Here is an 18,523-nt window from a genome sequence, read left to right on the forward strand (position 1 = left end):
GATATTTCACGCGGACAGGGCGTGGGCCAGTCGCCGCAACAGCCCGCGCACGCTGGGCTGGCGCGGGTTTCGAGCGGGTTCGGCACGGTGGCGCGACGGAGGCGGAAATACCGCGTCTTTGATCGGCGATTTCGCGTGGCGATGCGTATTGCTTTAATTGCCGCAATAACGTCATGACATTCCGCGCCGGGCGCGCGAGCCACCTTACGCCTGGCTAACCGACACGCCGCGCAATATCCGATCGGCAGAATTGAGCCGTGCTATGCGCTCAGATCGAGCCGTCGTCGCGCGAGCGCATCGCTTAATCTGTGCAGCCTCCCCCTGCTGCGATCACTGTGACTGCAACCCGCTCTCCCTCGCTCCCGTCCATTCTGAGCGAAGCCGCGACCCTCGGCCTCAGCCAGCGGTTCGAAGAAGCCCTGGCGCTGCTGGCGCCGCTCGTCGGCGCCGCGGCCACGTCCGAGGACGCCCAGCGGATCGATGCGCTCGAACTCGCCGCCGCGTGCGCGATGCGTGCGGGCCAGGCTGCGCAGGCGCACGCGCTCTGGCAGCGCTGCATCGAAGCGAAGCCGGATTGCGCCACCGCGCATCACGGCCTCGGCTTGATCCACGCGGCACACGGAAAGCCCGCCGAAGCGGAAGCGTCCTGGCGCAAGGCGATCGCGGCGCATCCGCAGTTCGCGCTCGCGCATCACGACCTCGGCAATCTGCTGCGCGAACGCGGTCAGCTCGACGAAGCCGAAGAGGCGTTTCGCCAGGCGCTGCTCGCGCAGCCGCAGTATCCCGAGGCGCTCAACAATCTCGCCGCGCTCTATAAACAGCGCGGCCGCAATCAGGAAGCCGAACTCGCCTGCCGTCTCGCGCTGCAGATGCGCCCGGATTACGTGGAGGCGCTCAACAATCTCGGTTGCGTGCTCGCCGCGCTCAAGCGTGTGCCCGAAGCGGAAAACGCCTACCGCCAGACGCTCGCGCTGCGCCCCGACTTCGCAGAAGCGCACTACAACCTCGGTTGCCTGCTGCACGCGACGGAGCGGCTGGCCGATGCCGAATCCGCCTATCGCGACGCGCTCAGGCTGGCGCCGAACCGCGTCGAAGCGGCCAACAATCTGGGCTGCACGCTGCTCGCGCGCGGGCGTCTGCACGATGCGCTTGCCGCGTTTCACCACGCGCTCACGCTGCGCGCCGATATCGCCGAAACGCATTTCAACATCGGCAGCATCATGAAAGAACTCGGCGAGCTCGAACACGCCGAAACCGCCTATCGCCGCGCGCTCGCGCTACGCCCGGATTACGGCGATGCGATGTTCCGGCTCGCCATGCTGCTCATCAGCGTGGGACGTTTCGAGGAAGGCTTTCTGCTCTACGAATGCCGTTACGGCATGCCCGGCTTCGCGCCGCACGCGACGCAGTCGATGCTGCCGTGCGCGCGCTGGCAAGGTGAGCCGCTCGACGGGAAATCGCTGCTCGTCTGGCAGGAGGACGGGCTCGGCGACATGCTGCAGTTCGGCCGTTATCTGCGCATGCTGAAGGCCCGCGGCGCGGCGCGCGTCGAGTTTGCGTGCATGCCGCCGCTGCACGCCTTGTTCGCCGATGCCGATGGCGTCGACGCCGTGCTCAGTCACGAAGCCGCGATCGCGCTCGCGCGCGCCGGCGAATTCGATTACTGGATCAGTCCGCTGAGCGCGCCGCTGCGCCTCGGCACCACGCCCGATACGATTCCGCCGCCGCTGCGCATCGCGCCGCGACCGGCGCGCGTCGAGCATTGGCGCGCGCGCCTCGACGAACTGGGCGCGGGGCCGCGCATCGGCCTCGTCTGGAAGGGCAACCCGAAACATCACAATGACGCGCACCGCTCGTTGCCGCTGCTCAACGCGCTCTCGCCGCTCTGGAGCCTGCCGGGCGCGAAGTTCGTGAGCCTGCAAAAAGGCGCGGGGGAAGACGAGGCGCTGTCCTTGCCGGCGTTTTTCCCGATCCTGCCGCTCGGCGCGGAACTCGGCGATTTCACCGACACGGCGGCGCTGATCGCGCAACTCGATCTCGTGATTTGCGTGGATACCTCGACGGCGCATCTCGCGGCGTCGCTCGGGAAACCGTGCTGGGTGCTGCTGCCGTCGTACGACGTCGACTGGCGCTGGATGCATGGCCGCGACGACTCGCCGTGGTATCCGGGGACGGTCCGGCTGTTCAGACGCGGACGGGATGAGCCGTGGCCCGCCGTCGTGGAGCGCGTGCGCGTGGCGTGCGCCGAGTGGCTGGGCGTGTGAGGCGGGTGTCGCGGTCTGGCGGGCGCGTTTTGGCGGGCGGTCTGGCGGGCGCGTTTTGGCAGACACAAAACGCGGCGCAAAAAACAAAGGCCCCAGGCTTTCGCCATAGGGCCTTGCTCGATACCGCGTGATGCTAAATTCTGGCGCGCCCGGCTGGGATCGAACCAGCAACCCCTGCCTTCGGAGAGTCGGAAAAGCTGTTTTTGGGTGTAAATGAGCGTCTCGCACACCGTTTAAAATCAATGGCTTAGTAATTCACTGTTCTGGCGAGTATTTGCATGTTCAGCGCAGGATCTGCCCTAGCTTTGCCCTAGGTTATACTTTTGCCCTACTTGCAGGGGTGAGGGCATGGGGCAGAAGTTCAAAATCGACCGCGACTTCATGCGGGCAATCAAGCCGACCGGCAAGTATCAGGAATTCGTGGATTCGGTCGAGCGTGGATTCGTTGTCAAAGTGACGCCGGCGGGCACAGTCTCGTACACGATCCGGTGGACGAAACCCGACGGAAAGCAGGGGCGCCGTGTTATCGGCTACTGGCCTGAGAAAGATCCCAAGCCGATGCGCGACCTTGTGAAGGTCGAGTTGCGCGACGTGGATAAGCGCGGCGACACAACGGCGGACGTCCTTGAGCGTCGCCGACGCAAGGTAGAGGCCGAGAAGATTACGGGCACGCCGACCCTCGCGGCGTTCATAAATGACCGCTACGCCGACTGGCTGACGGCCAACACCCGGAGCAGCGCCGCGACTCTCGCGCGCCTGCGCAAGTCGTTCGCGGACCACCTCGACAAGCCACTCGGCGAATTCAACGGCTGGATCATAGAGAAATGGCGATCCGGCCGCATCAAGGCGGGAATCGGCGCGGCCACGGTCAATCGCGATCTGTCCGCGCTGCGCGGCCTGTTCTCTCGCGCGCTCGAATGGGGCGTGATTGCTGAACACCCAATGCGGACGGTCAAGGCATTGCAAGCGCCCAGTGGCAAGGTACGCTGGCTGTCAGACGATGAGGAAAGCCGCTTGCGAGCTGCGCTCGATGCCCGGGAGGAACGCGAAAGGAAGGGGCGCGAAAGCGCGAATGCCTGGCGGGCGGCGCGCGGCTACGATCTCATGCCGGGTTTGCGCAAACCGGCGTTTGTCGACCACCTCAAGCCTGCGGTGCTGCTCTCGATCAATACCGGCTTGCGGCAAGGTGAACTGCTCAAGCTCGACTGGCAACACGTCAATCTCGACCGCGCAATCCTCACCGTAATCGACGCCTCGGCAAAGTCCGGGCGGCAGCGGCATATTCCGCTCAACACCGAGGCCTTGACAACGCTCAGGGCGTGGCGGGAGCAGTCCAATCACTCGATTGTTTTCGCGAGTGCAGATGGCGGCGTGCGCGTGGACGTCAAAACGGCATGGCAAAAGCTGCTAAAGGACGCCAAGATCACCAACTTCCGATGGCACGACATGCGACACCATTTCGCGTCGCGTCTTGTGATGGCGGGCGTGGACCTCAACACGGTGCGCGAGTTACTGGGCCATGCAGATTTAGCGATGACGCTACGCTACGCACACCTCGCGCCCGAGCATCTATCGGCCGCAGTGGCAAAGCTGAATCGACCGACACCCAGCACAGAAGGAAATGCACGTGAGGCCAGTCAATGAATAAGCCAGGCAGCCGCATTTCGCTTGATCTGCTCCAAGACCATCACGGCCTGCACTTCAGTGGCGATGTGCGCGACCGCTTGTCTGCTACCTACGGGCAAGCGAAAGCAGTCGCCGCTCCGGTAATTGACGGCGATGCTCATGCATTCGTTGATGCGCTTGAAGATCTTGCCCGCGAGCTTTTTCAGCGCATCGGCAAAGTACCTCATTCGCAGAAGAAACGGACACAACTTCTCCATTCCATTTCCACGCAGGCCCAGCGAATAAATAAATCGCTTCGGGAGTTGGACCGCGAAGCATTGCTATGCCTCAGATCCGCTATGGCGAGTGAGTACGAAGCCGACCCGAGAATATATGCCAGGCATTTCGACGTGGAGCTAGACATTCCAGAGCTATTTCGTCAATTGAGGGCGCTGTCACGAGCCTCCACCGCAGCGGCGGAGTCTCTTCCGGCCCATGACTTCAAAGCGAACGAACCTAGGCTAGTCGCTGCGCTGCGCATGAAGAAGATGTTTGATGACGCGGGCATCGGGGCCGAATTCAATCGGTCGCGAAACGGGTTCGCGGTGCTAGCGATAACCGAAATCCTTTCGCTAGCGGGCTCCTATAAAGGCGACCCCGCATACTGGCTTAAGAAAGCTGGCGCGCCCCTATCAAAAATCTAACAGGCCGTCAAGGAAATAGCCGGTTAATCTTGGCCGTGCTTTTCTGCTCGCTTTCGATATTCGAAATCTAGACTCGCGCTCACGGTTGTTCATCAGAGCAATCGAATATTCAGAGGCGAGAAAAGATGGAAAAAAGCTACACCATTCCGCAGTTTTGCGCGGCCTACCATTTCAGCCGCGTCTACTACTACACCCTCAAAGCCCAGGGCAAAGCACCGAAAGAGCTGCGCCTCGGTCGCCGCGTGGTTATCACGCACAAGTGCGCCGAAGAATGGGAAGCCCGAATGCTCGCGGAACAGACTGCCGGGCAATCGTGCCACGAGGCTCCGGCCACTCATGCAGCCTAATCAGAGGTGGACATGATGCAAAAGAATAAGGGCGCCGGCCAGGGCGCCCTCGGAACTGCTCAAACCAAAAACAACATCGCGGATTCTACCGCCGAAGTCGCCCCTCTGGTGCGTTTCCTTGATGCGGTGAAGAACCCGAGCGAACGCCTGCGCGTGGACGTGAAGGAATACCGCGGCAACACCTACATCGACATCCGCGTCTGGTACGTGACTGACGACGGCGACTATCGACCGTCGAGCAAGGGCGTCATGTTCAAGCCCGCACTGGCGGCCGAGCTGATGCGCGGACTCGCGCTCGCGGCGCACTCCTTCGATCCGAAGGGGGTGAACTGATGCTCGAATTTCTGAATACTGCCCCACCTCTCACTGACACAACTGACAAAAGGGGGCTTGTGGCAGTTGTGTCAGTGACCCCGGGGGCTCTTTTCGAAAAAATGCACTTGCATGGCGTAAACGGAGGCGCGTATACTTTTTCCGTGGCCGACACAAAAGCCACCGGGTTTGGCGACCTGATTGGTTCTAGGCGGACATCCGCCACTCGGCGGATTTTTTACGTCCGTACTGCCTTTGCGCGCCTATACGATCAATGGGTGGGCCTGGGTGGGGAGACCTTCGGGTCTGCCGGTTTCCTAGAACGCCGGTTCGCCAACCCCGCCCAGTGCCCGCCCACCCCATTTGGCGATGGGGAGCGGGTGAACCCCGTTCTAGGAGGCCGCACCATGCGCCAAGCCCTCGCTCGTCCCGAGCAAACGCAATCCCCGATCGAACTCGCAAACTGCGCCCTGCGCGCCGCTGCGCTCGCGCCCACCGTCTTTGACGCGCTCGACATCTGCGCCGACGCCTTGCTCGTGCTGGCCGCGCTCGCCCAGCCGGTGGAGGTGCGCCATGCTTGACGCAGCCCAAACCCTCAACGATCCGGCGCTTTTCTCTGCCCATATCGCGGGTGCAACCTCGAACGGCACGAGCAAGAAAGCAGCAACGCTCGCACTGCGCAGGCAAGCAGCGGCGCAGGAAACCGAGGCGGTGCGTGAGCAGGAGCGCCGCGTGGCTCAGTTTCCCGAGCTGGAGAAGTCTGCCCGCAAAACCGCCGCCCGCGCGGCCGACGAACTGGCGGCGGCGGCCCGCGCTCTTCGCCAGGCAAACGCCCTGTTTCACGTTCTGGAATACATCGCTTCGGCCGGAGACGCGTGCGGCTTTGACGACCTCACGCTGGCAGAAATTGGCAAGGAATTGGCCGGTAACTACGCCGAGCGCGCGCAGGCCGAAGCAGTTCGATTTTCGGAGGGTGCGCAATGAACCAGCCCCTCTGGATGCCGATCTGGTTTGATGCTGGCCGCGAGGTTGACGGCCTCTGGCGCTCCTGCACGCACTACGGCGCCGCGCGCGCTGACCAACGCGAAGCGTGGGCAGAAGCTCGACGCATGTGCGACGAAACTGGCGGCATCGGCTTCACCATCAGCGCTGTTGAGCCGGTTTTCGCAGAAGGCGCCGCCACGAAAGCGCCCCGCAAATTTCGGCGTATTCAAAGCGATCAGCAGTCCTTACGAGGCCGGTCATGAGCGAAGCCCAAACCATCAAGGATCGCGTCAATCGACAGATCGCGCGCGAAATCGAAATCAGCAGGAAAAGGATGGGTGAAGAGGAATGGAAGCTCCACGGAACGTGGGTAACGGAAAACATCGTGGCGGCCGCGAAGATCTGGATCATGCGCGCGCTGCGGGAGGGAAGCCTGTGAGCAATTTTCTCGATGACCTCGCGCTCACTGACGACGATCTGCGCGCCGCGCGCGAGCGCCGCGAAGTCAACAAGGCGCGCATGGCTTTTCTTGCGAAGGGCGACGCGACTGGCGGCGTTGCATGGCCGGAGATCGAGCCCTTGCCGGATTCGCTGCGTCCGGTCGAACCCTTCAACATGGCACTGCTGCCCGAGAGCCTGCGGCCGTGGGCGCAGGACATTGCCAACCGTGTGCAATGTCCACCTGACTTCATCGGCGCTACGATCATCGGCGCGCTGGGTATCGCCATCGGCCGGCGCGTAGGCGTTCGTCCGAAGCTGCGCGACGACTGGACCGAATACGCCAATCAGTGGGTCTGCATCGTTGGCCGCCCAGGCGTGATGAAGTCGCCAGCGATGAGCGCCGTGCTCGCGCCGGTAAAGCGTCTCGACATGGAGGCGAGCCAGCGCTTTGACGACGAGCTCGCGCTGCACGAGTCCGAATCGAAGATCCACAAGATGCGTCAGGACGCGGCGGATAAGAAGGCTATGGCGGCGCTCAAGAAAAACCCCGACGCGGCAATCACCCAGTACGAATCCGAACCGCTGGAACCACCGAAACTGACGCGCTACCTCGTCAACGATGCGACGGTCGAGAAGCTGGGCGAGATCTGCGCCGACAACCCGCAGGGCGTGGGCGTGTTCCGTGACGAGCTGGTGAGTCTGCTGAAGGGACTCGACCGCGACGGGCAGGAGAGCGCACGCGGCTTCTACCTGACCGGCTGGAATGGTAACGATGGCTACGTTGTCGACCGCATCATGCGCGGACATCAGCGCATCGAAGCCGTGTGTCTGTCGCTGATCGGATCGACGCAACCCGGGCGCCTATCCGAATACCTGCGCAGCGCGATCGGTGGCGGGTCGGCGGACGATGGCCTCGTGCAACGCTTCGGCGTGCTGGTTTGGCCCGACGTGCCACGCGAGACGTGGGAGAACGTCGATTGCTGGCCGGACGCTGAGGCGAAGCACACGGCGCACGCCGCGTTCAAGCGCCTGGTCGATGCCGACCCGGTCGACACGTGGCAGGCGGAAATTCCCGCCGACCCTGACGGCGAACCGGACGGCAACCCGCCCTTCCTGCGTCTCTCGCCTGAGGCGATGGAAATCTTCGTCGAATGGCGAACGGAGCACGAAAACACCCTGCGCAGTGGCGACCTGCACCCCGCTATGGAATCGCACCTCGCGAAGTACCGGAAGCTGGTGCCCTCGCTCGCGCTCGTGCTGCACCTCGCCAACGGCGGCATTGGCCCGGTAACGGACTACGCAATGAATCAGGCGCTCGCGTGGGCCGCGTACCTGCGCAGTCACGCAGAGCGCGCCTATGGCTCCGTGCTGGTCGCGGAGGTGAGCGGCGCAAAGGCGCTGCTGCGGCGAATCAAGGCGGGCGACCTGACGGACGGATTCACGGCGCGCGACGTGTACCGCAATCAATGGTCGGGACTGGAGAACCGCGAGGCAGCGACAAAAGCCATTGGCGTGCTGATCGAGTACGGCTATCTCCTGCCTGAAGCCGCCGAGACTGGCGGGCGCGCGAAGACTACTTACCGCATTCACCCGGGGGCACGGAAGTGACTCCCCGCCGTGACTCGTTACCCGCACGCGTGACCACGCGTGACTCGCTTGTTACTCGGCTGATGTGCGCCACGCGCGCGGCCAGTCAACCGGAGGCCACACGATGAACAAGTACCTCGCTCGCCTGCAATCCGTGACGGACACAGCGAAGCCCGCCGCGCAACCTTCTGTCAGTTTTGTCAGTGCCCCGGATAGCCCCACAGAGAAAAACGCATTCGGCGAATTCTGGCCGTGGGCGCCATACATCGGAGCGGCCGACGTCCAGCGGATGCAAACCGAACTGGTCGGAATGATCGAGCGGCTAGCAGATCTGGAGGAATGGCCCGACGAGCAACGCGACGATGTACTCGCGCGCGCCGTGCGGGGTCCGCTGGCAGACCTGCTGCCGAACCTGCACCACTTCAATCAACGATTGACGGACGCGACCGCCGCAGCGGCCGCGCGCGCAGCCGTCGAGAAACGCACCTGGAGGTTTGACCGATGAACACGACCGAAAAGACCATCGCCGCATATCAGGGCGCTGTGAAGAACCTGTTTCAAGCCGCGTTCGATCAATTGCGTGTCGAGAATCCGCAGCATTACGCGAATTGCTCGCACGTGCTCAACGCAGGCGGAATGATCGAGCTACGCAGTTGCGCGATGGCGGGCGGGCTGCTGGAGACGGTCATCAGCGTCGTTGACGCTGCGGGCGAGACGGCGGAGGTGTGCCGCCTTGAGGCCGGTGTTGTTAACCACTAAGTAGTCCTATACACTATTGACAAACGGCCTCATGTATGCGTTCGCGCGTCATGGGGCCGATGCATAAGGCGGTATGCCGGGCGCTACCGTATCCACGATGCACAACACGCCGTGCGCTGTTGAGCGGGTCGTGACGAAGCAAATTCCCGAATTCACTTTATGAGGCATCACATGCAAACGAATAACTCGGTTCGCGTTCCGCGCGGCATCCAATCCGTTCACGCCCAAGGCGGCGCGGACATCAAAGCTCTGGTTGAAGGCGTGGCGGCAGCCGTCAACGGCCTGAAGGAAAAAAACGAGGCCGAACTGGCGGAGCTGCGTACCGCAGTCGACGAGCACTCCGTCGCACTCGCATCGCATCAGATGCACGGCGGCGCTAGCGGTGCGAACGCACGCGAAGAGCAACTGCCGATCTATGCGGCCCGCGGTCTGCGCTCGGCGCAAATCTCGGCGCACTACAAGCAGCGCGCCCAAGCCGCTGGTGAAGACGCCAGCATCAACATGGCCGACTTCCTGCGCGGCGTAGCGGGCATGAAGTGCTCGGATGCGGTCAAGGCATCGCTCGCAGTCGGTACGGACTCGGCGGGCGGCTATGCCGTGCCGAGCATCGTCATGCCGAAGATCCTCGACGCAATGGTCGACCAAAGCGCACTGCTCACGGCTGGCGCAGGCATCCTGCCGGTGACGGACGGAGCCAAGAGCGTGACCGTGGCGGGCATCGACACGCTGCCCACGCCCGCATGGCGTAACGAGCTGGGCGCCGTCGCCGAAAGCGAACCGACGTTCCGCGGCGTGGTGGCGACGCCCCGCTCGCTCGCCTGCATCGTGCGTATCAGCCGCGAACTGCTGGCCGATGCTGACGACGTGTCGCGCGCAGTGACGCAGGCAATCTCGCAAGCTTTCGCGCTGGAGTTCGACCGCGCTGGCCTCGTCGGCAGTGGCGTGGCACCGCAGCCGCTCGGCCTGTACGGCATGGAGGCAGTGACGAAGATCGAGCAGGCAGGCGCGAAGTTCGCCTATAGCGACATGCTTGCCGCGTATCAGACCCAGCTCGAACACAAGGCGCCCGCGCCGACTGCTGCAATCATGGCACCGCGCACGCTGGTCGGCCTCGCTGGTCTGGTTGATACGACGGGTCAACCGCTCAACGCGCCGCCGCTGCTGGCTGGCGTGCGTCAGCTCTCGACCAACGGCGTACCGGTCAACCTCGGCGACGGCAACGCCAAGAGCCTGGTGTTCGTCGGTAACTTCTCGACGGTGCAATACGCGCTGCGCGAGACGTTGAACATCGGCCTGCTGCGCGAAGCCTATGCCAAGACTGGCGAAATCGGCTTCCTCTGCCACGCTCGCGTGGACGTGATCGCGAACTACCCGCAGGCAATCACGGTGATCGAGGCCGTTGCGAGCTAACGCAATTGGGGCCGGGGCGGTCGAAAGTTTGGCCGCCCCGGCCGCCTCGACCGACCGTTACCCCACGCGCAGAAAATTTTCCCTTTGCAAATTTTGTTAAAGCATTAACAACCTGCACAGTGGCCCAACCTCGATCTACGCGGCCTTTCCGGCATTTTGGTTCATGTTAAGACGGCTGGCACTTGTTAAGTTTTCTCACTAAAACCACTCGCCGACTACGGGTCTGTGCATTCGGAACGCCGTGTGCGCTTCACAACTGAGAGATCGCGCCGTTAACAGTTACTGTACAAGTACTTATGCACACTTCCGCGCATAAATATTGACAAGCAAATACAATCTTTGTACGCTCTGGCCAAGCGCAGCCGCCGTGCTGCGCTTGGTGCGATAGCCAATCGAAGTTATTCGCCCGTATAACTGTTGTGGCACCAATTTCCCGACTCTCGGAGAACAAAATGACTACCTCGCCGCAAGCCATGCCGGTCGACGCCAACCTCGTCGGGGAAAAGACGTTGGCCGAGCTTCATGCCGCGATGTTTACTACTGCCGCGAATGCAGTGAACGCTGCGCCGCAGGCTGAGCTTCGCTCGTTCCAGATCTTTTCCATGTATGACGCCGCCACGCCCGTCGTCTACACCAATCACACCCGATAAGCAGGACACGACGTTTCAATGCCGAATTGGTCCGAAGTACTAGACGAAATCCAGCAGGCCGAAAACAATCACGTACCCAATTCGCATGACACCGTCCGACATAAGTATTTGGCGCTTTTGGCTGCCAAGACTGGCCGGAATATCGTTGCGTACTATTCAGGATGGCTAAACCCGGCGGTGGGGAACTCGCCGGGTTTGTCCATTAACGACGACGATAAGAGTGGGTTCATGACTGCCATCCACGGGATGGACCGGTCAAAAGGTCTGGATCTGATTCTCCACACCCCCGGCGGCGACATCGCAGCAGCGGAGTCGATTGTGTTCTATCTCCGTGCAATGTTCGGCACGGATGTACGAGTCATCGTGCCGCAGATTTCCATGTCGGCTGGAACAATGATTGCCTGCTCAGCCAAGTCCATTGTGCTTGGCAAGCAGTCCAGTCTGGGCCCTATCGACCCACAATTGGGCGGCGTATCGGCACCGGCTGTCCTCGACGAGTTCAAGCGAGCAATCGAAGAAATTCGCACGCAGCCAGCGAGCCTGCCTTTGTGGCAAACGATCATCGGCAAATATCACCCGACCTTCCTCGACTCGTGCCATCGAGCGATCGACTGGTCCAAGAACATGGTCCAAAATTGGTTGGAAACGGGCATGTTCCAAGGCGATAAAGACGCTGCCGAAAAAGCAAAGAAGATCGTTGATGTTCTTGCAGATCACGATGGCCAAAAAACTCACGCTCGACACCTCCACTTCGATAAGTGCGAGGACATCGGCCTCAAAATTGAGCGATTGGAAGCGGATGGCGAATTGCAAGATCTCGTGCTGACAGTGCACCACTGCTACATGCACACCTGCGCCCTGATGAGCATCACAAAAATCATCGAGAATGGCGAAGGTGTTAGCCGTATTCAGCGCCTGAACGTTCCGACCCCAGGGCCCGTGCCGCAAGTCTAGGCCAACTGTGACGACGATAAGCCCGCCGACGAGCGGGCTTTTTTACATTTCCCGCGCGACATTTGCCCTGCTGCTGCCCTATTGGGCAACGCTTTCGAGTCGGGAAAAGGGAAAAAAGCCAGAAAGGCTTGATAGGCTTGGCGCGCCCGGCTGGGATCGAACCAGCAACCCCTGCCTTCGGAGGGCAGTACTCTATCCATTGAGCTACGGGCGCGAGACTCGCGCGAACCGGCCAGGTGATGCACTCCGGGCCCATTCGTGCGAAAGCGCTGCCAGCCAGACCGAAAAATACGGGGATAGCAGCGCCGTAGAGACCGAGAGGATACCCGGTTTCGGTGACAACGTCCACCGCGCGCGGGCCACCGCGATCGCGGCCACGGCGGGTCCCGGACGGTTCCAGCGCGGCCCCAAAGCCGACGCACAACGGACCGCAGGCACACGATGCGTTATGATCCGACACCGTTTACACAGCACCTCGCGCGGCACGCGGCAACGCGGTTAAAAATGCGGGTAAACGCCCGCTTAAGCGCCCCCGCGCGCCGCCACCGGGCGCGAAACCTTGCGTCTATAATCGTTCCTGTTTGATCATTCTCAAGGCCATTGCCGTCCTGCTGTACCGCTCACCACAATACCAACGGGAGTCGAGACAAGCATGAGCGAAGCACCCCACGGAGCCCCGATCAAAACGCCCGGCCAGTTGATCGCCGCTGTCATCGCCGGGTTTGCCGTCCCTATCGTCATCATCGTTCTGCTCGCCTACTACGTCGACAACACGACGCGCACCGGCGCGGGCACCGAAGAACTCTCCGCCCAGCAGATCGCCTCGCGCATCGCACCGATCGCGCAGGTCTCGATCCGCGACGCCAATGCGCCGCGCGTCTACAAGACCGGCGAGCAGGTTTACCAGGCCGTCTGTTCCGCCTGCCACGCGAGCGGCGCGGCGGGCGCGCCGAAGTTCGGCAACGCGGGCGACTGGGCGCCGCGCATCGCGCAGGGCTACGACACGCTCTGGCACACCGCGCTCTCCGGCAAGGGCGCCATGCCGCCGCGCGGCGGCACCAGCCCCGACGACTACAGCGACTACGAAATCGGCCTCGCCGTCGCCTACATGGCGAATCACGGCGGCGCGAATTTCCAGGACCCGCCGAAACCCGCGCCGGGCGCGGCGAACGCCGCCTCGGGTGCAGCGGCAGCCGCTCCGGCCGCATCGGGCGCCGATGCGAACGCCGCGCAGGCTTCCGCCGCCGCAGCCGCCATCGCGGCAATCCCGCAAGCCGCGTCGGGCGGCAATGCAGCCGCCGGTGGCGCCACGCAAAGCGCCGACGCCTCGCAGGCCGGCAAGGCGCTCTACACGCAGGTTTGCCAGGCGTGCCACGCGGCAGGCGTGCTCAACGCGCCGAAATTCGGCAACAAGGACGACTGGGCGCCGCGCCTGAAGGAACCGATGGACACGGTCTACAACTACGCGCTGCACGGCAAGGGCGCGATGCCGCCCAAGGGCGGCTCGAACGCCTCGGACGCCGATGTGAAGGCCGCCGTCGATTACATGGTGAGCGCCGCGAAGTAAGCCGCACGCCGCTTACGCACCCACGCGGCAAAAACAAAGGGCCGCATCGGATTCCGATGCGGCCCTTCTCGTTTCCAGTTCACGCCAAACCCGCGCGCGCGAAAAGCGGAAAAAATCAGCCCTTCTGCAGCAGCGCCTTCAAGCTTGCGAGCCGGTCTTTCGGCGACATCGGCGCTTCCTCGGCGGTGGGCGGCGGCGCGTCGTCGAGTCCCATTTCGGGGATGAAGCGCGACGCCTCGCACACCACCGTCTCGCGCGCCCGCTTGCGCTTCTTGCACCAGTTCAGATGCAGGCTGCGCTGCGCGCGTGTGATCGCCACGTACATCAGGCGGCGTTCTTCCTCGATGCGCGAATCGTCGATGACGTCGTCTTCCGAGCCGCCGCGATGCGGCATGATCCCTTCCTCGACGCCCACCAGGAACACGTGCGGATACTCCAGTCCCTTCGACGCATGCACCGTCGACAGGCGCACCGCGTCCGGGTCCTCTTCCTTGCCTTCGAGCATCGACATCAGCGCGACGGTCTGGATCAGGCCCATCAGGTTCTTGCCGGTGTCGGCGAGACCGTCGGTGTTGTCGTAACCGGTCGCCTCGCTGTCTTCGCCGATTTCCTGCTCGGGCTTGGTGCCCTTGCGCTTGAGCCACTCCAGGAATTCGAGCACGTTCTGCCACTTCGACTGCGCCTGGCGCTCGTCGAAGGCGTCGTAGAGATACGCCTCGTAGTGGATCGCGTCCATCAGCTCGTCGAGCACGACGGTCGCCGGATCCTTCACTGCGCGCTCGGCCAGACGCTGCATGAAGTCGCAGAACACGCGCATCGGCTCGACCTGGCGCGCGGACAGCCGCGCCTCGATGCCGCCCATGTACACCGCCTCGAACAGCGACACCTTCGCCTGCCCCGCGAACGAGCCGAGCGCTTCGAGCGTGGTGTTGCCCACGCCGCGGCGCGGCGTCGTGATCGCGCGGATGAACGCGGGATCGTCGTCGTGATTGGCGATCAGGCGCAGATACGCGCAGATGTCCTTGATTTCAGCCTTGTCGAAGAACGACTGGCCGCCCGAGAGCACGTACGGAATGCGCTCGCGGCGCAGCACCTGTTCGAAGATGCGCGCCTGGAAATTGCCGCGATACAGAATCGCGTAGTCGCGGAACTGCGCGCGGCGCTCGAACTTGTGCGCCGAGAGGCGGAACACGACCGATTCGGCCTCGTGCTCCTCGTCGTTGCAGGGCGTGACGGTGATCGTGTCGCCCATGCCGTGCTCGGACCAGAGCTTCTTCTCGAACAGCTTCGGGTTATTGGCGATCACATTGTTCGCCGCCGTGAGAATGCGCACCGTCGAGCGGTAGTTCTGCTCCAGCTTCACGACGTGCAGCTTCGGATAATCCTTGCCCAGCTGCGCGAGGTTTTCGATGGTCGCGCCGCGCCAGCCGTAGATCGCCTGGTCGTCGTCGCCCACCGCCGTGAACGCCGCGCGCGGGCCCGCCAGCAGCTTGAGCAGCTCGTACTGGCAGGTGTTGGTGTCCTGATACTCGTCGACCAGCAGGTAGCGCAGCTTGTTCTGCCAGCGCTCGCGCACCGGCTCGTTCTTCGCGAACAGCTCGGCGGGCAGGCGGATCAGATCGTCGAAATCGACGGCCTGATAGGCATGCAGCGTCGCCATGTAGTTTCGGTAGACGATGGCGGCCTGGTGCTCGTCCTCGTTCGAGGCCGTGGCCAGCGCTTCCTCGGGCATCACGAGGCCGTTCTTCCAGAGCGAGATGATCGACTGGATCTTGCGGATGAAGCCCTTGTCGGTCGAGCCCACCTGCTCCTGGATCATGGAGAAGCAATCGTCCGAATCCATGATCGAGAACTGGGGCTTGAGTCCCAGATGCTCGGCCTCCTGACGCAGGATCTGCACGCCCAGCGAGTGGAACGTACAGACGGTCAGCTGGTTGGCCGGCACCTTGCGGCCTTCCTTGCCGGGCGTCGTGAGCGTCTTGCCTTCGAGCAGCTTGCCCACGCGCTCGCGCATTTCGGCGGCGGCCTTGTTGGTGAAGGTGACGGCGGCGATATGGCGCGGCTCGAAGCCTTTCGCTTCGATCAGATGCGCGATCTTCTGCGTAATGACGCGCGTCTTGCCGCTGCCCGCGCCGGCGAGCACGAGACAGGGACCGTCGAGATAGCGTACCGCTTCGTTCTGGGCGGGATTCAGGCCTGCGGACATCGTTGCTGGATTGGAAAAACGGGTGGTACTGCCGGGAGGCGTGCGGCGCAAGACCTGCGCATGATGCAGACGATGCTCATGGCGCGGCGGCCCTTCACGCGAGAGCAGCGATGTTAACACGACGCGGCGTCGCACCGATGTCGCCCCGCTAATGGCGCGACGGCGTGTCCTGTGCCGCCTGGTTCGCGCCCTTCCGGGACGTCGCGGCTGGGCGGTGAGGCGCTACGTCGATATGCCGATACGCCGATACGCCGATATGCCGATCCGTCCCCGTTCGCTGCGAGGCGCGCCGTGCCGTGCCCCGAACCGTGCGCGCCACCCGAGCGCCACCGCGCGTGCCACAATAACGGGCTCCCGCCACCCGCGGCATCGCTACCCGCCGTGCCGCTCCCACGCTGGAAAAAGGACGCGCTTACATGACAGCACCGCTGCAAATCGGCCTGATGGGCTACGGCTTCGCCGGCCAGACCTTCCATGCACCCGTGATCGCCCATAGCGGCGCTGCGAATTTGCCCGTGACCCTTGCCGCCATCGCCACGAGCCAGGCCGAGCGCGCGCAAGCCGACTACCCGGACGCCGCGATCGTCCCCGACCTCGACGCGCTGCTCTCGCTCGACGCGATCGAATGCGTCGTGATCGCCACGCCCAACGACACGCATTACGACCTCGCGCGCCGCACGCTGGAGCGCGGCAAGCACGTGCTCGTCGACAAGCCGGTCACGCTGACCGCCGACGAAGCGCGCACGCTCGCGGCCATCGCGAAGCAGCGCGGCCTCGTGTTCGCGCCGTTCCACAACCGCCGCTGGGACGGCGACTTCCTCACCGTGAAACGGCTGATCGAAAACGGCGAACTGGGCCGCGTCACGCATTACGAATCGCACTTCGACCGCTTCCGTCCGCAGGTGCGCCAGCGCTGGCGCGAGGACGCCACGCGCGGCGGCGGCCTGCTCTACGATCTCGGCCCGCATCTGATCGACCAGACGCTCGCGCTGTTCGGCGCGCCCGAGTCGGTCACGGCCTTCGTGCACACGCGCCGCGACAACGCCAGCGCGCCCGACTACGCGCACCTCGTGCTGCGCTACGCGGGGCTCGACGCCGTGCTGCATGCGAGCGCGCTGGCCGCGTATGCGCCGCGCTTCGCGATTCACGGCACGCGCGGCAGCTATCTGAAGAACGGGCTCGATACGCAGGAAGACCAGCTGAAGGCGGGGCTGCGCCCCGGCCAGCCCGGTTTCGGCGACGGCAACGAAGCGGGCCGTCTGCATGTCATGGCCGACGACGGCCAGGAGTCCGACCGCGAAGTGCCCAACGCCGCGGGCAATTACGCCGATCTGTACCGCGCGCTCGCCGCCGCCATCCGCGAGGGCAAGCCGTTCCCGGTGAGCCCGCAGGATGCCATCGACGTGATGACGATCGTCGAGCTGGCGATGCAGAGCGCCGAGGAAGGCCGCACGCTCGCTTTCACGCGCGCGGGCTGAATCACAGGCCGCGTCACGGGCCGCACCACAAGCCGAACCCAAAGCTGAATCGCGCGCCGTGTCACCCACGGCCGCGCGGCTTGCAATCCGCCGACGCATCCGAAAGGTCCATACAAACGGTTACAAGTCCGTGCCGCCGCGCCGTCATCGCGCGGCGCGCGCGACGCGTTTGCCGACGGACAACGCCGAAAAACAGCGCAACAACACTCCGCAACCTCCGGGTTGCGGGGGACCGGCGCGGTGCGCAAGCCCGCGCCAGGTCGACAACAAGGAGAGTCTCAATGACCCGATTCAACCGTGCCATCCGGCTGGTCTGCGCCACCGCACTCGTTTCGACGCTCGCCGCGTGCGTCGTCAACCAGCAGCCTGCGCCGCACTCCGGCCCGAATCCGCATGAAGCGGCTGTCGATCGTCTGCATCAGATCGACGGACGCATCGACAACCTCGGCCACCGCATCGACGCGCGCGTGAGCCAGGGCTACTATCCGCCGCCGCAGGGCGCCGCACTCCATCATCGTCTCGACACGATCCGCGCCGAAGCGCACGACATGGCCACGCAGCACGGCGGCGGCATCTCCGGCGACGAGCAGCACGTGCTCAATCAGGAACTCGATACGGCGGCGCGCGCGATCGGCGAATAAGTCGGCGAATAAGTCGACGAACTCATCGCGATCTCACGGGCCGCCCTGCGCGGCCCGTTTCTTTTGGCGCGGATTCGCGGATCGCGCTCGCGGCACGCGCGCGGATTTTTCGGGGCCGCATGACGGCGAGCCTTGCGCGACGGCGTTCGGCGCATCGTCTGCGAGCAAGCGCGAGCGGCGTCCGCACGTTCCACACCTGTTCCCCGCCCAAAGCACGCCCCAAGCGCACAGAACGTGGACACAACGCGCCCACAAAGCGCGCCCAATTTTTCCGCATTGACACAGCCCGCCGGCGTCCCGCACAATCGCTGCGCGCGCCGGGAGAGCGCGACGTTCGCGAGTCGAATCCGAACGCCGCCGCCGAAGGGGCAACCCACAAACTCTCAGGCAAAAGGACCGTGCGCGCCGGACCGCTGCTTCGCCTGTTTCGCACCCGCGTGCGAGACGCGCGAGACGGCACTCAGGTCCGCAACTCTGGAGAGCGGCAGTAGAACGGCGGAGGGATCGTAACCCTGGCGTTCAGGCTGCCCACCGAAGGGGCGCGCGTCTTTCCCGACGCAATCTCTCAGGTACCGAGGACAGAGGGGCCATGCAAGAACCGACCACGGGCATCG

The 18,523-nt window shown here is 63.7% G+C and carries 19 protein-coding genes, 1 tRNA gene and 2 riboswitches; of the genes, 18 read left to right on the forward strand and 2 right to left on the reverse strand.

Features of this window, described 5'->3' with window-relative positions; all coding sequences use genetic code 11:
• Positions 1 to 329: 329 nt before the first annotated feature.
• From LDO54_RS03670 to LDO54_RS03740, 15 genes are all read left to right on the forward strand, one after another.
• A complete protein-coding gene (locus tag LDO54_RS03670) occupies positions 330 to 2,264 on the forward strand; it encodes a tetratricopeptide repeat protein (RefSeq protein ID WP_436975497.1) in 1,935 nt (644 codons plus the stop codon).
• Between the two features lie 348 nt (positions 2,265 to 2,612).
• Positions 2,613 to 3,908: a tyrosine-type recombinase/integrase gene (locus LDO54_RS03675; protein ID WP_224006508.1), complete on the forward strand. Its 1,296-nt coding sequence runs from the start codon at positions 2,613 to 2,615 to the stop codon at positions 3,906 to 3,908.
• On the forward strand, positions 3,905 to 4,573 hold the full coding sequence (locus LDO54_RS03680; RefSeq protein ID WP_224006511.1) for a hypothetical protein: 669 nt from the start codon (positions 3,905 to 3,907) through the stop codon (positions 4,571 to 4,573). The genes LDO54_RS03675 and LDO54_RS03680 overlap by 4 nt, the downstream gene beginning before the upstream one ends.
• 125 nt (positions 4,574 to 4,698) lie before the next feature.
• Positions 4,699 to 4,920, forward strand: a complete 222-nt coding sequence (locus tag LDO54_RS03685) for a hypothetical protein (protein WP_224006514.1) — start codon at positions 4,699 to 4,701, stop codon at positions 4,918 to 4,920.
• Positions 4,921 to 4,932: 12 nt separating this feature from the next.
• On the forward strand, positions 4,933 to 5,253 hold the full coding sequence (locus LDO54_RS03690; protein WP_224006517.1) for a transcriptional coactivator p15/PC4 family protein: 321 nt from the start codon (positions 4,933 to 4,935) through the stop codon (positions 5,251 to 5,253).
• Between the two features lie 386 nt (positions 5,254 to 5,639).
• Positions 5,640 to 5,813 carry a hypothetical protein gene (locus tag LDO54_RS03695; RefSeq protein ID WP_224006520.1) on the forward strand — a complete coding sequence of 58 codons (174 nt, stop codon included), beginning with the start codon at positions 5,640 to 5,642 and terminating at the stop codon, positions 5,811 to 5,813.
• Complete coding sequence (locus LDO54_RS03700; RefSeq protein ID WP_224006523.1) at positions 5,806 to 6,216, forward strand: hypothetical protein; 411 nt, start codon at positions 5,806 to 5,808, stop codon at positions 6,214 to 6,216. Before LDO54_RS03695 ends, LDO54_RS03700 begins: the two co-directional genes overlap by 8 nt.
• Positions 6,213 to 6,479 (forward strand): hypothetical protein, encoded by a 267-nt coding sequence (locus LDO54_RS03705; RefSeq protein ID WP_224006526.1) that lies wholly within the window; start codon positions 6,213 to 6,215, stop codon positions 6,477 to 6,479. The genes LDO54_RS03700 and LDO54_RS03705 overlap by 4 nt, the downstream gene beginning before the upstream one ends.
• Positions 6,476 to 6,655 carry a hypothetical protein gene (locus LDO54_RS03710; protein ID WP_224006529.1) on the forward strand — a complete coding sequence of 60 codons (180 nt, stop codon included), beginning with the start codon at positions 6,476 to 6,478 and terminating at the stop codon, positions 6,653 to 6,655. Before LDO54_RS03705 ends, LDO54_RS03710 begins: the two co-directional genes overlap by 4 nt.
• Positions 6,652 to 8,265, forward strand: coding sequence for a YfjI family protein (locus tag LDO54_RS03715; protein WP_224006531.1), 1,614 nt, complete (start codon positions 6,652 to 6,654; stop codon positions 8,263 to 8,265). The genes LDO54_RS03710 and LDO54_RS03715 overlap by 4 nt, the downstream gene beginning before the upstream one ends.
• Positions 8,266 to 8,368: 103 nt before the next feature.
• Positions 8,369 to 8,749: a hypothetical protein gene (locus LDO54_RS03720; RefSeq protein WP_224006533.1), complete on the forward strand. Its 381-nt coding sequence runs from the start codon at positions 8,369 to 8,371 to the stop codon at positions 8,747 to 8,749.
• Positions 8,746 to 9,003, forward strand: coding sequence for a hypothetical protein (locus tag LDO54_RS03725; protein WP_224006537.1), 258 nt, complete (start codon positions 8,746 to 8,748; stop codon positions 9,001 to 9,003). The genes LDO54_RS03720 and LDO54_RS03725 overlap by 4 nt, the downstream gene beginning before the upstream one ends.
• A 171-nt stretch (positions 9,004 to 9,174) precedes the next feature.
• Positions 9,175 to 10,413 (forward strand): phage major capsid protein, encoded by a 1,239-nt coding sequence (locus LDO54_RS03730; protein ID WP_224006540.1) that lies wholly within the window; start codon positions 9,175 to 9,177, stop codon positions 10,411 to 10,413.
• A 452-nt stretch (positions 10,414 to 10,865) separates the two neighbouring features.
• Positions 10,866 to 11,063: a hypothetical protein gene (locus LDO54_RS03735; RefSeq protein WP_224006543.1), complete on the forward strand. Its 198-nt coding sequence runs from the start codon at positions 10,866 to 10,868 to the stop codon at positions 11,061 to 11,063.
• Positions 11,064 to 11,081: 18 nt separating this feature from the next.
• The gene (locus tag LDO54_RS03740; protein ID WP_224006546.1) at positions 11,082 to 12,017 is read left to right on the forward strand and encodes an SDH family Clp fold serine proteinase; all 936 of its coding nucleotides are present in this window, start codon (positions 11,082 to 11,084) and stop codon (positions 12,015 to 12,017) included.
• Positions 12,018 to 12,155: 138 nt separating this feature from the next.
• Here the strand turns inward: LDO54_RS03740 and LDO54_RS03745 are convergent.
• Positions 12,156 to 12,231 (reverse strand) — tRNA-Arg (locus tag LDO54_RS03745).
• Positions 12,232 to 12,669: 438 nt separating this feature from the next.
• Here LDO54_RS03745 and LDO54_RS03750 point away from each other — a divergent pair.
• Positions 12,670 to 13,584 carry a c-type cytochrome gene (locus tag LDO54_RS03750; RefSeq protein WP_224006563.1) on the forward strand — a complete coding sequence of 305 codons (915 nt, stop codon included), beginning with the start codon at positions 12,670 to 12,672 and terminating at the stop codon, positions 13,582 to 13,584.
• A gap of 115 nt (positions 13,585 to 13,699) precedes the next feature.
• Here LDO54_RS03750 and LDO54_RS03755 read toward each other — a convergent pair whose 3' ends face one another.
• On the reverse strand, positions 13,700 to 15,790 hold the full coding sequence (locus tag LDO54_RS03755) for a UvrD-helicase domain-containing protein (RefSeq protein WP_224006566.1): 2,091 nt from the start codon (positions 15,788 to 15,790) through the stop codon (positions 13,700 to 13,702).
• A 416-nt stretch (positions 15,791 to 16,206) separates the two neighbouring features.
• On the opposite strand from LDO54_RS03755, the gene LDO54_RS03760 reads away from it, so the two are divergent.
• Both LDO54_RS03760 and LDO54_RS03765 read left to right on the forward strand, forming a co-directional pair.
• Positions 16,207 to 17,268 carry an oxidoreductase gene (locus tag LDO54_RS03760; RefSeq protein ID WP_224006568.1) on the forward strand — a complete coding sequence of 354 codons (1,062 nt, stop codon included), beginning with the start codon at positions 16,207 to 16,209 and terminating at the stop codon, positions 17,266 to 17,268.
• Between the two features lie 281 nt (positions 17,269 to 17,549).
• On the forward strand, positions 17,550 to 17,909 hold the full coding sequence (locus LDO54_RS03765) for a hypothetical protein (protein ID WP_224006571.1): 360 nt from the start codon (positions 17,550 to 17,552) through the stop codon (positions 17,907 to 17,909).
• 308 nt (positions 17,910 to 18,217) lie between these two features.
• Positions 18,218 to 18,317: riboswitch (glycine riboswitch) on the forward strand.
• Positions 18,318 to 18,373: 56 nt separating this feature from the next.
• A riboswitch (glycine riboswitch) is annotated at positions 18,374 to 18,501 on the forward strand.
• The last annotated feature ends 22 nt before the right edge of the window (positions 18,502 to 18,523 follow it).

This window comes from Paraburkholderia tropica, from assembly GCF_914484835.1.
Taxonomy (GTDB): domain Bacteria; phylum Pseudomonadota; class Gammaproteobacteria; order Burkholderiales; family Burkholderiaceae; genus Paraburkholderia; species Paraburkholderia tropica_A.

Excerpts from the sequence above, each read along its gene's own strand:
- LDO54_RS03675 (WP_224006508.1), top strand. The coding sequence starts at position 2,613 with ATGGGGCAGAAGTTCAAAATCGACCGCGACTTCATGCGGGCAATCAAG.
- LDO54_RS03680 (WP_224006511.1), top strand. The coding sequence starts at position 3,905 with ATGAATAAGCCAGGCAGCCGCATTTCGCTTGATCTGCTCCAAGACCAT.
- LDO54_RS03685 (WP_224006514.1), top strand. The coding sequence starts at position 4,699 with ATGGAAAAAAGCTACACCATTCCGCAGTTTTGCGCGGCCTACCATTTC.
- LDO54_RS03690 (WP_224006517.1), top strand. The coding sequence starts at position 4,933 with ATGATGCAAAAGAATAAGGGCGCCGGCCAGGGCGCCCTCGGAACTGCT.
- LDO54_RS03695 (WP_224006520.1), top strand. The coding sequence starts at position 5,640 with ATGCGCCAAGCCCTCGCTCGTCCCGAGCAAACGCAATCCCCGATCGAA.
- LDO54_RS03700 (WP_224006523.1), top strand. The coding sequence starts at position 5,806 with ATGCTTGACGCAGCCCAAACCCTCAACGATCCGGCGCTTTTCTCTGCC.
- LDO54_RS03705 (WP_224006526.1), top strand. The coding sequence starts at position 6,213 with ATGAACCAGCCCCTCTGGATGCCGATCTGGTTTGATGCTGGCCGCGAG.
- LDO54_RS03710 (WP_224006529.1), top strand. The coding sequence starts at position 6,476 with ATGAGCGAAGCCCAAACCATCAAGGATCGCGTCAATCGACAGATCGCG.
- LDO54_RS03720 (WP_224006533.1), top strand. The coding sequence starts at position 8,369 with ATGAACAAGTACCTCGCTCGCCTGCAATCCGTGACGGACACAGCGAAG.
- LDO54_RS03725 (WP_224006537.1), top strand. The coding sequence starts at position 8,746 with ATGAACACGACCGAAAAGACCATCGCCGCATATCAGGGCGCTGTGAAG.
- LDO54_RS03730 (WP_224006540.1), top strand. The coding sequence starts at position 9,175 with ATGCAAACGAATAACTCGGTTCGCGTTCCGCGCGGCATCCAATCCGTT.
- LDO54_RS03735 (WP_224006543.1), top strand. The coding sequence starts at position 10,866 with ATGACTACCTCGCCGCAAGCCATGCCGGTCGACGCCAACCTCGTCGGG.
- LDO54_RS03740 (WP_224006546.1), top strand. The coding sequence starts at position 11,082 with ATGCCGAATTGGTCCGAAGTACTAGACGAAATCCAGCAGGCCGAAAAC.
- LDO54_RS03750 (WP_224006563.1), top strand. The coding sequence starts at position 12,670 with ATGAGCGAAGCACCCCACGGAGCCCCGATCAAAACGCCCGGCCAGTTG.
- LDO54_RS03755 (WP_224006566.1), bottom strand. The coding sequence starts at position 15,790 with ATGTCCGCAGGCCTGAATCCCGCCCAGAACGAAGCGGTACGCTATCTC.
- LDO54_RS03760 (WP_224006568.1), top strand. The coding sequence starts at position 16,207 with ATGACAGCACCGCTGCAAATCGGCCTGATGGGCTACGGCTTCGCCGGC.
- LDO54_RS03765 (WP_224006571.1), top strand. The coding sequence starts at position 17,550 with ATGACCCGATTCAACCGTGCCATCCGGCTGGTCTGCGCCACCGCACTC.